We start from the raw sequence: 13,324 nt of genomic DNA, 5'->3' as shown, positions 1-13,324 counted from the left end.
GCGCATGCAGGCGACCGCGTTCACGTACGACTCCGAGACCCGGAGCGGCAGCGTGCTGCTCGACGACGGGACTCCGCTGGCCTTCGACGCGGCGGCGTTCGACGCGGGCGGGCTGCGGCTGCTGCGGCCCGGTCAGCGGGTGCGGATCGAGGTGGAGGGCGAGGGCGCGGGCCGCCGGATCGCCCTGGTGACACTGCAGACCCTCTGAAACTGGAGACCCTCTGAAGCTGCAGGCCCTCTGAAACGGTCGGCCTGCCCGGTTCCCGCACGCGCGCCGGGTCCTCGTACACGCACCGGGTCCCCGTAAGCCCCCGGACACACCGCGGGCCGGGCTCCCCGAGGGGAGTCCGGCCCGGCGCTTAAGGAGTTACTACCTTGCTGCCGCCCTCTTCGCGGTGGTCTTGCGGGCGCTGGTCTTGCGCGCCGGAGCCTTCTTGGCCGCGGCCTTCCTGGCCGGGGCCTTCTTCGCGGTGGTCTTCTTCGCCGCGGCCTTCTTGGCCGTCGTCTTCTTCGCGGTGGTCTTCTTCGCCGGGGCCTTCTTCGCGGTCACCTTCTTCGCGGGGGCCTTCTTCGCGGGGGCCTTCTTGGCCGCGGCCTTCTTGCCCGGTGCGGCCTTCTTCCCCGTGACCTTCTTCGCGGCCGCCTTCTTGGTGACGGCCTTCTTGGCCGCCGCGACCTGGAGGCTGCCCTTGGGCGCCTTCTTGACGGCGACCTCGCCGCCCCGCGGCAGTTTCTTGGAGCCACTGACCAGGTCCTTGAAGCCCTGACCCGCGCGGAAGCGGGGCACCGAGGTCTTCTTGACCCGGACGCGCTCGCCGGTCTGCGGGTTCCGGGCGTACCGGGCGGGGCGGTCCACCTTCTCGAACGAGCCGAAGCCGGTGACCGAGACCCGTTCCCCGGAGACAACTGCACGCACGATCGCGTCCAGTACCGCGTCGACAGCCTCGGCGGCGTTCTGCCTGCCGCCCATCTTGTCGGCAATCGCTTCTACGAGCTGCGCCTTGTTCACGTCTTCCCCTTCGGAGACATTGCCGGAACGAAACTGTTCAAGCCTTTTCGCACGTTAGGCAGATATATACCGCAAATCAAACACGAAACGGGCTAATCACCCTTGTGCCGCAACCGACTCGACCGTCGCGCCGGCTCGGTAGGGCCTCAGCCCCCTTCGGGAAAGCGGCCTTCGTCGATGTCCTTCATGAAGCGGTCCAGACGCCTTGCCGCACCGGCGAGATCGCGCTTGGCCGCGGACGTGATGATCAGCAGCTTCCGGGACAGCGCCATACGCACGTCCTCCGGGACTTGCAGGGAGCGCACCCTGGTGTGCGCCTCCTTGAGCCGGACCGCGACGAGCCGGTGAAGCTCGAGTTGGCTTTCGCGGTCCATGCACCGATTGTGCCACCTGGGGCGAGTTGTCGCTTGGCGGGGTTTCAACGCCAGCCTCACACGCCACTGCGCCCCCTGCCGTGCGGCAGGGGGCGCAGTGCGGAATCCGTGCTGATCAGACCTCTAGCGTGCGCGGTTTGAAGGACGGGCGGCCGGCCTCGTACGCCGCGATGTCGGCTTCGTTCGTGAGAGTGAGACTGATGTCGTCGAGACCCTCGAGGAGCCGCCAGCGGGCGTTCTCGTCGAGCTCGAACTCGGCGCTGACGCCCTCGGCTCGGACCTGCCGCGCGACCAGGTCGACGGTGATCTCCGCGGTCGGGTCGGCCTCGCTCAGCTCCCACAGCCTGTCCACCGTCTCCTGCGGCAGCACGACCGTGAGCAGGCCGTTCTTGAGCGAGTTGCCGCGGAAGATGTCGGCGAAGCGAGACGAGATCACGGCTTTGAAGCCGTAGTTCTGCAGCGCCCAGACCGCGTGCTCGCGGGAGGATCCGGTGCCGAAGTCGGGCCCCGCGACGAGCACGGTCGCGCCCTGCCGCTCCGGGCGGTTCAGCACGAACTCGGAATCCTTGCGCCAGGCCTCGAAGAGACCGTCCTCGAAGCCGTCGCGGGTGACCTTCTTCAGCCAGTGGGCCGGGATGATCTGGTCCGTGTCGACGTTGCTGCGACGCAGCGGGACGGCACGGCCGGTGTGCGTGGTGAAGGCTTCCATGATTCTCAGACCCCCGCGGGCGTGCGTGCGTCGACGTCGGACAGGTCGGCCGGGGAGGCGAGGTGCCCCAGGACGGCTGTGGCGGCGGCCACCTGCGGGGAGACGAGATGGGTGCGGCCGCCCTTGCCCTGCCGTCCCTCGAAGTTGCGGTTGGAGGTGGAGGCGGAGCGCTCGCCCGGCTTCAGCTGATCCGGGTTCATACCCAGGCACATCGAGCAGCCCGCGTGTCGCCACTCGGCGCCCGCAGCGGTGAAGACCTTGTCCAGGCCCTCCTCGACGGCCTGCAGCGCGACACGTACGGAGCCGGGAACGATCAACATCCGGACGCCGTCGGCGACCTGGCGGCCCTCGATCACCGACGCGGCCGAGCGCAGGTCCTCGATCCGGCCGTTGGTGCACGAGCCTACGAAGACGGTGTCGACGGAGATCTCGCGCAGCGGCTGACCCGCCGTCAACCCCATGTATTCCAGGGCCTTTTCCGCGGCGAAGCGCTCCGAAGCGTCCTCGTACGAGGCCGGGTCGGGCACGGCGGCCGACAGCGGCGCACCCTGGCCCGGGTTGGTGCCCCAGGTGACGAACGGCGCGAGCTCGGCGGCGTCGACGACGACCTCGTGGTCGAAGACGGCGTCGTCGTCGGTGCGCAGGGTCCGCCAGTAGTCGACCGCGGCGTCCCAGTCGGCGCCCTTGGGGGCGTGCGGCCGGTCCTTCAGGTACGCGAAGGTGGTCTCATCCGGGGCGATCATGCCCGCCCGGGCGCCCGCCTCGATCGACATGTTGCAGATGGTCATCCGGGCTTCCATCGACAGCTGCTCGATGGCCGAGCCGCGGTACTCGATGACGTAGCCCTGGCCGCCACCGGTGCCGATGCGCGCGATGATCGCCAGGATCAGGTCCTTGGCGGTGACATCTTCGGGCAGCTCGCCCTCGACTGTGATCGCCATGGTCCTGAAGGGGGCCATCGGCAGCGTCTGGGTGGCCAGCACGTGCTCGACCTGACTGGTGCCGATACCGAAGGCCAGCGCGCCGAACGCGCCGTGGGTGGAGGTGTGGCTGTCGCCGCAGACCACGGTCGTGCCGGGCTGGGTCAGTCCCAGCTGCGGTCCCACGACGTGGACGACGCCCTGCTCGACGTCGCCCAGCGGGTGCAGCCGCACGCCGAACTCGGCACAGTTCTTGCGCAGCGTCTCCAGCTGCGTACGCGAGACCGGGTCGGCGATCGGCTTGTCGATGTCAAGGGTGGGGGTGTTGTGGTCCTCGGTGGCGATGGTGAGATCGGTGCGCCGGACCTGGCGGCCGCTCTTGCGGAGCCCGTCGAACGCCTGCGGGCTGGTCACCTCGTGCAGCAGGTGCAGATCGATGAAGAGGAGATCGGGCTCGCCTTCGGCGCGCCGGACGACGTGGTCGTCCCAGACCTTCTCCGCGAGTGTCCGTCCCATCGCTTTCCCTCCGGCCGGCTGCTGCGCCGGCCCTGCTCGATTCCCTGGGCCCCGGCCCGACCCCGTATCCGTATTCCGGGCGGCGCCTGCGGGGCGTGGTCTGCGACCCGCCACTCAAGAGTGACGTGTTCCGCAGAAAATTGAACTTGCGTTTCACAGAGTGAGACGTGAGTATCGTTGCATGGACAACTCTAGCGGTGTCGGCGTTCTCGACAAGGCAGCGCTGGTTCTCAGCGCCCTCGAATCAGGTCCGGCCACCCTGGCCGGGCTCGTCGCCGCGACCGGTCTCGCCCGCCCCACGGCGCACCGGCTCGCGGTGGCCCTGGAGCACCACCGCCTGGTGGCGCGTGACATGCAGGGGCGTTTCATCCTGGGACCGCGCCTCGCCGAGCTGGCCGCGGCCGCCGGCGAGGACCGGCTGCTGGCCACGGCAGGGCCCGTGCTCACGCACCTGCGGGACATGACCGGGGAGAGCGCCCAGCTCTACCGGCGCCAGGGCGACATGCGGATCTGCGTGGCCGCGGCCGAGCGGCTGTCCGGACTGCGGGACACCGTGCCGGTCGGCTCCACGCTGCCCATGAAGGCCGGCTCGGCGGCGCAGATCCTCATGGCCTGGGAGGAGCCGGAGCGGCTGCACCGCGGCCTCCAGGGCGCGCGCTTCACGGCGACCGCGCTCTCGGGCGTACGGCGCCGTGGCTGGGCTCAGTCCATCGGCGAGCGGGAGCCGGGCGTGGCCTCGGTCTCCGCGCCGGTGCGCGGCCCGTCCAACCGCGTGGTCGCCGCCGTCTCGGTCTCCGGACCGATCGAGCGGCTGACCCGCCACCCGGGCCGGATGCACGCCCAGGCGGTCGTGGACGCGGCCGCGCGGCTGAGCGAGGCCCTGCGGCGCAGCGGCTGAGTCGCAGCTCCGGGCCGGCGTCCGGCTTCGGGCGGCCGAGTTCAGCTTCAGCTCAGGCGGCCGAGTTCAGCTTCAGCCGCTCCGCGGCGCGTTCTCCGCGCCTGCCCACCGGCTCCGTGCCGGTGGCCGCGCCCAGTCCGAACTCCGGCATGTTGACGTAGACGGACTCGTACGAGCCGGCCGGGACGACGTACGTCTCGTGCCAGAAGCCGACGTGTCCCTTGCCCTCCCGCATGCGGCGGTTGAACGCGGCCCACGCCGGCCGGTGTTCCTTGCCCGGGTCCGCGGCGTACGCGATCAGCTTCTCGTGCGAGTCCCAGTACTGCACCAGGTACAGCACACGCGGGCCGCCCAGCAGGATGCGGAATCCCAGCATCCCGCTGTCCTTGTCCGACAGCTCCTTCAGCATCCGCGGCATCGCGGTGAAGACGGGCCACCAACTGCGCACGGCGCGAAGGCGGTTGATACGCATACCGATGTGGAAAACGGTGATGTCCCCGTCCGCGGCCGCGGTCCGGCGTCCTGGAATCGGCTTGTCGCTCATGATCTCTCCCCTTGTCACTCCTGGTCACTCCGGCTTTGGATAGCGGCGCTATCCATGCTTGGATAGTGCCACTCCCCAAGGAAAGGTGCAAGGGCGATGCGGCTGGCGGAGCTGAGCGAGCGGAGCGGGGCCCCGACGGCGACGATCAAGTACTACCTGCGTGAGCGCCTGCTGCCGCCGGGCCGCCGGATCACCGCCACCCAGGCCGAGTACGGCGAGGAGCACCTGCGCCGGCTCCGTCTCGTACGAGCGCTGATCCAGGTCGGCCGGATGCCGGTGGCCACGGCCCGCGAGGTGCTCGCCGCGGTCGACGACGAGTCGCTGGACCAGCACATGCGGCTCGGCGCGGCGACGTGGGCTCTGCCGCACGGGCCGGAGCCGGACGCGGAGGACCCCGCGACGGAGACGGCGCGCGCGACCGTGGCCGAGGTGCTGCGGGAGCTCGGCTGGCGCCATGACGAGAGCGGCGGGCAGCCCTCCCCCGCCCACGGCACGCTGGTCGCCTCGGTCGCCGCCCTGGAGCGCCTCGGTTACCCCTGCGACCCCGCACACCTGGCGAACTACGCGCGCGCCGCGGCCGGAGTCGCCGTCCACGACCTGGACCTGGTGGAGGAGTACGAGGGGCCCGCCGAGCAGGTGGAGGCGGCGGTGGCGCTGACGGTGCTGTACGAGCCGGTGCTGCTGAGCCTGCGGCGGATGGCGCACGCGGAGGAGTCGGCGCGGCGGTTCGCGCCCTGACACGCGAAAAGCCTCCCGCGAGGAAGGCGTTCACTTCGAGCCCGGACCAACTGAGCCTGAATCAGCCGGGCCGCCGATGCCCCATACACGCCGGGGACATACGAAAGCCTCCCGCAGCCGTACTGCGGGAGGCTTCGCTCCGCGTACCCCCGACCGGATTCGAACCGGCGCTACCGCCTTGAGAGGGCGGCGTGCTAGGCCGCTACACAACGGGGGCCCTGGCGATCCTTTACTCATCGCCGCCTCCGGGAGCGACCCGGATGGTGGCGGAAGGAAGGATCTGTACCCCCGACCGGATTCGAACCGGCGCTACTGCCTTGAGAGGGCAGCGTGCTAGGCCGCTACACAACGGGGGCTTGGCACTTCGTGATCAAGAGCTTCGTGACCGGAACTCTTGCTGGGGTACCAGGACTCGAACCTAGACTAACTGAACCAGAATCAGTCGTGCTGCCAATTACACCATACCCCACCAAAACGCAACCCCCTGTGGGGGTTTTGTTCGGGTTGCGCCCCGGCCCGGCCTCGCGGCCCGCCCGGCGGCGCAGGAAGAACATTACCTGATCGCGGACGGCGCTCCAAAACGGGTATCGCCCCGCGACGGCCGCCGCCAGGCCGACCACTGCTGCGTGGGTCGGCGGGCAGCGGCGACACGGTCCGCGAGGCACGGATCACACTGTCTGGCCGTGACCGGGCCATGCCCGGTCACCGCCGACCGGCTGGAACGGCTCTGACGGTGACCGGCGAGCTGACGAGCTGGACGGTCTACGAGGCGGCCGGGGACGCGCGCGCTTTCTGAGCCGGACACCGGATTTCGCCGATGCCGTGGCGGCCGCGGCGGACGACGGGCGGGCGTCTTCGGGGAGCTCTCGCGCGAGTGGGGAGACGTAAAACTGCGGGCACGGCACCGCCTGCCGAAGGAGCAGCAGAGCAATATGCCGAAGGGGTGGCAGCCTTCCCGCTGCCACCCCCTTTGACCGCAAGCGGCCTTACGCCGTGATCGCGTCCAGCGCCGCGCGCAGCCGGCGCAGCGTCTCCTCGCGCCCCAGCAGCTCCATCGACTCGAAGAGCGGCGGGGAGACGCGGCGGCCGGTGACGGCGACCCGCAGCGGCGTGAAGGCGTGCTTGGGCTTGAGGCCCAGACCGTCCACCAGGGCCTCGCGCAGCACGGCCTGGATCGGCTCTGCGGTGTATTCCCCCAGGGACTCCAGGGCCTTGACGGACGCGTCCAGGACGGGCGCCGCGTCCTGGTTCAGCACCTTCGCCGCGTCGGTCTCGTCCACCCGGAAGTCCTCAGGCTTCACGAACAGGAAGCCGAGCATGCCCCTGACCTCGCTCAAGACGACCATGCGCTCCTGGGTCAGCGGCGCCGCCTCGGCCAGCAGCTCCAGCTGCTCGGCGGTCGGCTCCTCGTCGAAGAGGTACGGCACCAGGCGGCGGACGAACTCGTCGGGCGCCAGCTCCCGCAGGTGCACCGCGTTGATCGCCTCGGCCTTCTTGATGTCGAAACGCGCCGGGTTGGCGTTGACGTCCTTGATGTCGAAGGCGGCGACCATCTCGTCCATCGAGAAGATGTCGCGGTCCTCGGTGAGCGACCAGCCCAGCAGCGAAAGGTAGTTGAGCAAGCCCTCGGGCAGGAAGCCGCGCTCGCGGTAGAGGTTGAGCGAGGACTGCGGGTCGCGCTTGGAGAGCTTCTTGTTGCCGTCGCCCATGACGTACGGCAGGTGCCCGAACTGCGGGGTGGTGCCGTTGCCCACCCCGATCTCGGCGAGCGCCGCGTACAGCGCGATCTGACGCGGGGTGGAGGACAGCAGGTCCTCGCCGCGCAGCACGTGCGTGATCTCCATCAGCGCGTCGTCGACCGGGTTGACCAGCGTGTAGAGCGGGGCGCCGTTGGCCCGGACGATCCCGTAGTCGGAGACGTTCTCCGGGGTGAAGGTCAGCTCGCCGCGCACCAGGTCGGTGAAGGTGATCGGCTCGTCGGGCATCCGGAAGCGGATGATCGGCGTACGGCCCTCGCGCTCGTACTCCTCGATCTGCTCGGGCCGCAGATCACGGCACTTGCCGTCGTAGCCGGAGGGCTTGCCTGCGGCGCGGGCGGCCTCGCGGCGCTCGTCCAGCTCCTGGGTGGTGCAGTAGCACGGGTAGGCGAAACCGCGCTCCTGGAGCCGGCGGGCGACGTCGGCGTAGACCTCCATGCGCTGCGACTGGCGGTACGGCGCGTGCGGGCCGCCGACCTCGGGGCCCTCGTCCCAGTCGAAGCCCAGCCAGCGCATCGCGTCCAGCAGCGCCTCGTACGACTCCTCGGAGTCGCGGGCCGCGTCGGTGTCCTCGATGCGGAAGACCAGGGTGCCGCCGTGGTGGCGGGCGAACGCCCAGTTGAAGAGGGCGGTGCGGACCAGGCCCACGTGGGGGTTGCCGGTCGGCGAGGGACAGAAACGTACGCGTACGGAAGACGCGGGGGATGCTGCCGGTGCGCTAGCCACGCTTGATCACCTTGTTGGTGAGAGTGCCGATGCCTTCGATGGTGACGGCGACCTCGTCGCCGACGTTGATCGGGCCGACCCCTGCCGGGGTGCCCGTGAGGACGACGTCGCCGGGGAGCAGCGTCATCGCCTCGGTGATGTGCACGATCAGGTCCGCGATCGAGCGCACCATGTCGCTCGTACGCCCCAGCTGGCGCTGTTCGCCGTTGACCGTGCACATGATGCCGAGGTCGCTGGGGTCGAGTTCGGTCTCCACCCAGGGGCCGAGCGGGCAGGAGGTGTCGAAGCCCTTGGCCCTGGCCCACTGCGACTCGCGCTTCTGGACGTCCCGTGCGGTGACGTCGTTGGCGCAGGTGTAGCCGAGGATGACGTCCTGGACCCGGTCGCGCGGGACCTCGCGGCACATCCGGCCGATGACCACGGCCAGCTCGGCCTCGTGGTGCAGCTCGCTGGAGAACGAGGGGTACGCGATGGGGTCGCCCGGGCCGATCACCGTGGTGGACGGTTTGAAGAAGGCGACGGGTACGTCAGGGACCTCGTTGCCCAGCTCGCCGGCGTGCTCGGCGTAGTTGCGGCCGATCGCGACGACCTTGTTGGGCAGCACGGGCGGCAGCAGCCGGACCTTGCTGAGCGGGATCTTCTGCCCCGAGCGCTCGAACTCGGCGAAGGGGTGGCCCTTGATGATGTCGAGTACGGGCCCCTCCTTGGAGGAGGGGTCACCCTCCACCACGCCGAAGGCGACGTTGCCGTCGATGGAGAACCTGGCGATGCGCACGGGTAGCCGCTGCCCCTCTGATCACTGCTGGAGACTGACACTCCAGGCTATCGCGGGGGCGAGGCCCGGCCGGTCGCTCGCCGGCCGGGTGCGCCTCGGCTCTCGCCGGGGCCGCGTCAGCTCTCGGGGGCGTCCATCAGGACCGTGCGGCGCGGGTTGGCCGTCTGCGCCGGCAGCTCGACGCTGTGCTCCGGCGCCTCGGCGCCCACGGCCTGCAGCTCTTCGGCATCCTCGAGGTGCGCCAGAGTGGTGCGTCGCGGGTTGGCTATGTTGCGGAACAGCATCGTCGTCTTCACCGGTGTGTGCCTCGCGTCGGTCGCTTGTCGTTTTGCCTGTCTGTGTAAAGCGTCAGGCTAGACGCGCCATTCCCAGCAGCTCGCCGGAAGAAGCCTTGATCTTCGTGTGATTTTGCTCACCAGCAGACCGGCAAAACGCGCATAACGGTCGCCTTTTACAGCCACCCGAATCGGGCAATGCGCACTGAAGCGAATGTTCCGCTCCCGATCACCGCTACTGGGACACCCGTCCGTGGTGTGCGACTCATGGAAAAAAGTCCGTTATCGCGGGCTTCGCTATCCACGTCCCGTCATTCCCCCCGCACTCAGCGTCATCTGTGTCACGCTCTCACCCGCCGCCCTTGTTGGAGATCCGGCACTGTGCTGGAATTCCACGGACCGCCGGGGCCACTGTTCCCCACAATGACTCGACACCGTCCCGCCGCTCGCGCGGAGGGGCGCCTGGTCCAGAGGTTGCGACGCTAGTGCAGGGACGTTTCAAGAGGGATGGCAGCGCTGCGGCGGACCCGGAGCCGCGCGGTGGGACCGACCGTGGCTCCTCACCCCAGCGTGTCCAGGGCACCGGCGCTACGCCGGAGAACACGGGCTCCACGAGCCCCGTACACACGGGCGCGCAGCAGGGCGGCGGTGAATCCGACGCCCGCCCGCAGCCCAAACCGCTACCGGGCCCCGGCTCGCGCATGGCCCTGCGCAACTGGCACATCAGCACCCGCCTGGTCGCCCTGCTGACCCTGCCCGTCGTCGCTGCGACGACGCTGGGCGCGCTGCGCATCGACAGCTCGATGGACAACCTCCAGCAGCTCGAGAACATGAAGCTGCTGACGGAGATGACCAAACAGGCGACCGAACTGGCGTCCGCGCTCCAGGAGGAACGCGACCACTCGGCCGGCCCGCTGGCCCAGAACGACGCCAAGAACGACGACGTCCGCTACCCCCGGATCAAAACCGACCGGGCCAAGCAATCGTTCCGCGAGGCCACCCAGGACATCGAGGCCTCCAACTCCGAGGAACTGGTCGGCGTCAACTCCTCGCTGGTCAACATCCTCAAGCAGCTCGAGAAGATCAAGACGATCCGCGCCAACGCGTACGATGACGCCGACTACGTCGCGCAGACCGTCTCCAGCTACAACGAGCTCATCAACTCGCTGCTCTCGCTGTCCCAGGACATGGCCCAGGCCACCAGCAACAGCGAGATGATCCGCTCCACCCGCGCCCTCGCCGCGTTCTCCTCCGCCAAGGAGTTCGCCTCCATCCAGCGCGCGGTCATCTCCGCGGGCCTGGCCCACGAGCCCAAGCCCAAGCTGTCGGCCAACGACCGGCTCTTCGGCCAATCGGCGCAGCAGAGCGAGGAGTCCTCCCTCGCCCAGTTCATCCAGGTCTACGACGGCAAGTCCAGCTCCCAGGAGCTGCTGCAGGCACTGGAGGACGGCGGCAACTCCGAGATCATCCTGGCGGACACCTACGCCGCCCGGGTCCTGAAGACCGACGGCCAGATCTCCAGCGAGAAGCGCTCGTACAAGGACTGGTACGACCAGGACAGCACCAAGATCGACGAGATGTCCCGGATCGAGCAGACGCTGCTCTCCGAGATGGAGGAGAAGGCCCGGGAGCTGCGCTCCGAGGCCCAGCAGGTCGCCATCATCAACGGTGTCCTGATCCTCCTCGTCCTGGGCGTCTCGCTGGTCGGCGCGTTCGTCGTGGCCCGCTCCATGGTGCGCTCGCTGCGCCGGCTGCAGGACACCGCGCAGGAGGTCTCACAGAAGCGGCTGCCCGAGCTGGTCAAGCAGCTCTCCGAGTCCGACCCGCAGGACGTGGACACCTCCGTCGAGTCGGTCGGTGTGCACAGCCGGGACGAAATCGGCCAGGTGGCCGCGGCGTTCGACGACGTGCACCGCGAGGCGGTCCGCCTCGCCGCCGAGCAGGCGCTGCTGCGGGGCAACGTCAACGCGATGTTCACCAACCTCTCGCGCCGCAGCCAGGGCCTCATCCAGCGCCAGCTGTCGCTGATCTCCGAGCTGGAGAGCCGCGAGGCCGACCCGGACCAGCTGTCCTCGCTGTTCAAGCTCGACCACCTCGCGACCCGTATGCGGCGGAACGGCGAGAACCTCCTCGTCCTCGCGGGCGAGGAGCCGGGCCGCCGGTGGACCCGCCCGGTGCCGCTGGTCGACGTGCTCCGCGCCGCGGCCTCCGAGGTGGAGCAGTACGAGCGGATCGAGCTGAGCGCCGTACCGGCGACCGAGGTCGCGGGCCGGGTCGTCAACGACCTCGTGCACCTGCTCGCCGAGCTGCTGGAGAACGCGACGTCGTTCTCGTCCCCGCAGACCAAGGTGAAGGTGACGGGACACGCGCTGCCCGACGGGCGCGTGCTGGTCGAGATCCACGACACCGGCATCGGCCTCTCGCCCGAGGACCTCGCGGCGATCAACGAGCGCCTCGCCAGCCCGCCGACGGTGGACGTCTCGGTCTCCCGCCGCATGGGCCTCTTCGTGGTCGGCCGGCTGTCCCTGCGGCACGGTATCCGTATCCAGCTGCGCCCTTCGGACTCCGGCGGTACGACCGCGCTCGTCATGCTGCCCGTCGACGTCGCCCAGGGCGGCGCCAAGGCCGCCGGCAAGCCGGGAGCGCCCACGGGCGCCTCCGGCAACGCCCCCGCCCCCGGAACCAGCCGCCTCGCAGGCATGACTCCGCGCGGCCAGGTGTCGGGCGGCGGCGCGCGCGCCGCGCTCCCGAGCCGCGGCGACTCCGGCGCACCGGGCGGCGCCTTCGCCCCGGGCGGCCGCCCAGGCGGCTCCGACGACTCCTCCGACGCGCGCGAGGGCTCGGGGTTCGCCCCCACGGGCCCCGCGGGCCGTACGGGCTCCACCACGGGTTCCGGCGACCCCGCGGGCCCGGCCGCGAACTTCGGCTCCGACGCCCCCGACTCCTTCGGCGGCCCGCCCTCCGGCCGCGGCGCGGGACCGGGCCGCGACCGAGGCCGCTTCGGTACGGGCGCGGGCAACGCCCCCGGTTCGGGCGGCCGTACGGGGTCGCCCCCGTCCGGACCGGGCCGCGCCGACGGCCCGCCGGGACGTCCCGTGGCACTGCCGCCGCGGGCCGGTGCGGCAAGCGGCCAGGGCGGCCCGGGCGGCCAGAGTGGTCCGGGCCAAGGCGGTCAGAGCGGTCGAAGCGGTCAGGGCGCTAACCGTGGCCCGGCCTCCGGCTCCGGCCGGGACGGCCGGCCGCAGTTGCCGCCGCGCGAGCCCGCTCCCGAGCTGCCGGGCGGTTCCGGCGGCCCGGGCAGCCGTCAGCAGGGCACCAGTTGGGGCGCCCGCCGCGAGGCCGGTGCCGACGACTGGCCGACCACGGCTCCCCGCGACACCGCCGACACTCCCCGCGGCCACGAGGATGTCGAGTCGACCGCGCAGTTCGAGCGCCCGGACTACAACTCCCCGCAGGAGCAGTCGCAGACCACGGGGCAGTACGCGCTGCCGCCGTCCGAGCTGGACTCGCTGCCGCCCGCGACCGGCCCGGGCGACGACCGTACGCCGCTCTTCGACACCCTGGAGTCGGACTGGTTCCGCGGCGGTGGCCGGGACAGCGAACGGCACGGCGAGCCGCAGGGCACGGACACCACCCGGTCCGGCCCTGACACCCGGTCCGTACCGCCGCAGTCCGCAGGGCGCCCCGTGTCCCCCATTCCCCCGCAGCCGCCCGCCCCGCCGCAGCCGCCCGCCCCGCCGCGGCGCGAGCCCGCCCGTGGCCAGAACGGCGCGGACTTCTCCTGGCGTTCGTCGCCCAACGACGAGCTCGGCCGCCAGGCCGAGCGGGTCCGCCAGCCCGCCTCCGGCGGGGTCACCACATCGGGACTGCCGCGCCGGGTGCCGCGCGCGAACCTCGTCGCGGGCACCGCGGCTCAGCAGACCCACCCCACAGGTCCCCAGGTGTCGCGCGCGCCCGACGATGTGCGCGGGCGGCTGACCAACCTCCGACGGGGCATCCAGCGCGGCCGCCAGGCCGGCACGGACGGCCGCGGCAGTAACAACCAGGGCTACGGCCCCACTTACCAGCAGGAGCGCTAGTTGA

General features: G+C 70.6%; 12 protein-coding genes and 3 tRNA genes. 4 read left to right on the top strand and 11 right to left on the bottom strand.

Going from position 1 to position 13,324, the window contains the following annotated elements; genetic code table 11:
- Positions 1–4 precede the first annotated feature (4 nt).
- Positions 5–208, top strand: coding sequence for a hypothetical protein (locus ACTWQC_RS24345; RefSeq protein WP_443317921.1), 204 nt, complete (start codon positions 5–7; stop codon positions 206–208).
- 162 nt (positions 209–370) lie between these two features.
- Here the strand turns inward: ACTWQC_RS24345 and ACTWQC_RS24340 are convergent, their stop codons facing one another.
- The 4 genes from ACTWQC_RS24340 to leuC all read right to left on the bottom strand — a co-directional run bounded on the left by ACTWQC_RS24340 (position 371) and on the right by leuC (position 3,528).
- Positions 371–1,009 carry an HU family DNA-binding protein gene (locus ACTWQC_RS24340; RefSeq protein WP_443317920.1) on the bottom strand — a complete coding sequence of 213 codons (639 nt, stop codon included), beginning with the start codon at positions 1,007–1,009 and terminating at the stop codon, positions 371–373.
- Between the two features lie 146 nt (positions 1,010–1,155).
- Positions 1,156–1,383 (bottom strand): hypothetical protein, encoded by a 228-nt coding sequence (locus ACTWQC_RS24335; RefSeq protein ID WP_443317919.1) that lies wholly within the window; start codon positions 1,381–1,383, stop codon positions 1,156–1,158.
- A 115-nt stretch (positions 1,384–1,498) separates the two neighbouring features.
- Positions 1,499–2,092 carry a 3-isopropylmalate dehydratase small subunit gene (gene leuD, locus ACTWQC_RS24330; protein WP_443317918.1) on the bottom strand — a complete coding sequence of 198 codons (594 nt, stop codon included), beginning with the start codon at positions 2,090–2,092 and terminating at the stop codon, positions 1,499–1,501.
- 5 nt (positions 2,093–2,097) lie between these two features.
- Complete coding sequence (gene leuC / locus ACTWQC_RS24325) at positions 2,098–3,528, bottom strand: 3-isopropylmalate dehydratase large subunit (RefSeq protein WP_443317917.1); 1,431 nt, start codon at positions 3,526–3,528, stop codon at positions 2,098–2,100.
- 181 nt (positions 3,529–3,709) lie between these two features.
- Between leuC and ndgR the strand changes: the two genes are divergently transcribed.
- Complete coding sequence (ndgR, locus tag ACTWQC_RS24320) at positions 3,710–4,426, top strand: IclR family transcriptional regulator NdgR (protein ID WP_443317916.1); 717 nt, start codon at positions 3,710–3,712, stop codon at positions 4,424–4,426.
- A gap of 52 nt (positions 4,427–4,478) precedes the next feature.
- On the opposite strand, the gene ACTWQC_RS24315 is transcribed toward ndgR, so the two are convergent.
- Positions 4,479–4,970, bottom strand: coding sequence for a DUF4188 domain-containing protein (locus tag ACTWQC_RS24315; protein WP_443317915.1), 492 nt, complete (start codon positions 4,968–4,970; stop codon positions 4,479–4,481).
- 96 nt (positions 4,971–5,066) lie between these two features.
- On the opposite strand from ACTWQC_RS24315, the gene ACTWQC_RS24310 reads away from it, so the two are divergent.
- Complete coding sequence (locus tag ACTWQC_RS24310; protein ID WP_443317914.1) at positions 5,067–5,708, top strand: MerR family transcriptional regulator; 642 nt, start codon at positions 5,067–5,069, stop codon at positions 5,706–5,708.
- 144 nt (positions 5,709–5,852) lie between these two features.
- Here ACTWQC_RS24310 and ACTWQC_RS24305 read toward each other — a convergent pair.
- From ACTWQC_RS24305 to ACTWQC_RS24280, 6 genes are all read right to left on the bottom strand, one after another.
- A tRNA-Glu gene (locus tag ACTWQC_RS24305) sits at positions 5,853–5,925 on the bottom strand.
- A gap of 66 nt (positions 5,926–5,991) precedes the next feature.
- Positions 5,992–6,064: transfer RNA gene (locus ACTWQC_RS24300), tRNA-Glu, on the bottom strand.
- A gap of 41 nt (positions 6,065–6,105) precedes the next feature.
- Positions 6,106–6,177 (bottom strand) — tRNA-Gln (locus ACTWQC_RS24295).
- A 517-nt stretch (positions 6,178–6,694) separates the two neighbouring features.
- Entirely contained in the window at positions 6,695–8,191 is a 1,497-nt protein-coding gene (gltX, locus tag ACTWQC_RS24290) for a glutamate--tRNA ligase (RefSeq protein WP_443317913.1), read from the bottom strand.
- A complete protein-coding gene (locus ACTWQC_RS24285) occupies positions 8,184–8,966 on the bottom strand; it encodes a fumarylacetoacetate hydrolase family protein (protein WP_443317912.1) in 783 nt (260 codons plus the stop codon). The genes gltX and ACTWQC_RS24285 overlap by 8 nt, the downstream gene beginning before the upstream one ends.
- A 116-nt stretch (positions 8,967–9,082) precedes the next feature.
- On the bottom strand, positions 9,083–9,262 hold the full coding sequence (locus ACTWQC_RS24280) for a hypothetical protein (protein ID WP_443317911.1): 180 nt from the start codon (positions 9,260–9,262) through the stop codon (positions 9,083–9,085).
- A gap of 464 nt (positions 9,263–9,726) precedes the next feature.
- Here ACTWQC_RS24280 and ACTWQC_RS24275 point away from each other — a divergent pair, with 464 nt between their 5' ends.
- Entirely contained in the window at positions 9,727–13,320 is a 3,594-nt protein-coding gene (locus ACTWQC_RS24275; RefSeq protein WP_443317910.1) for a nitrate- and nitrite sensing domain-containing protein, read from the top strand.
- Positions 13,321–13,324 lie beyond the last annotated feature (4 nt).

Origin of the sequence: Streptomyces sp. 8N616 (genome assembly GCF_052246385.1) — a bacterium.
Taxonomy (GTDB): Bacteria; Actinomycetota; Actinomycetes; order Streptomycetales; family Streptomycetaceae; genus Streptomyces.
Note: the sequence above shows the minus strand (reverse complement) of the source record. Positions and strands in the feature narration are given on the sequence as shown.

Bases quoted from the DNA above. Each gene is read 5' to 3' on its own strand.
- ACTWQC_RS24335 (WP_443317919.1), bottom strand. From the start codon at position 1,383: ATGGACCGCGAAAGCCAACTCGAGCTTCACCGGCTCGTCGCGGTCCGG.
- leuC (WP_443317917.1), bottom strand. From the start codon at position 3,528: ATGGGACGGACACTCGCGGAGAAGGTCTGGGACGACCACGTCGTCCGG.
- ACTWQC_RS24315 (WP_443317915.1), bottom strand. From the start codon at position 4,970: ATGAGCGACAAGCCGATTCCAGGACGCCGGACCGCGGCCGCGGACGGG.
- ndgR (WP_443317916.1), top strand. From the start codon at position 3,710: ATGGACAACTCTAGCGGTGTCGGCGTTCTCGACAAGGCAGCGCTGGTT.
- leuD (WP_443317918.1), bottom strand. From the start codon at position 2,092: ATGGAAGCCTTCACCACGCACACCGGCCGTGCCGTCCCGCTGCGTCGC.
- ACTWQC_RS24345 (WP_443317921.1), top strand. From the start codon at position 5: ATGCAGGCGACCGCGTTCACGTACGACTCCGAGACCCGGAGCGGCAGC.
- ACTWQC_RS24310 (WP_443317914.1), top strand. From the start codon at position 5,067: ATGCGGCTGGCGGAGCTGAGCGAGCGGAGCGGGGCCCCGACGGCGACG.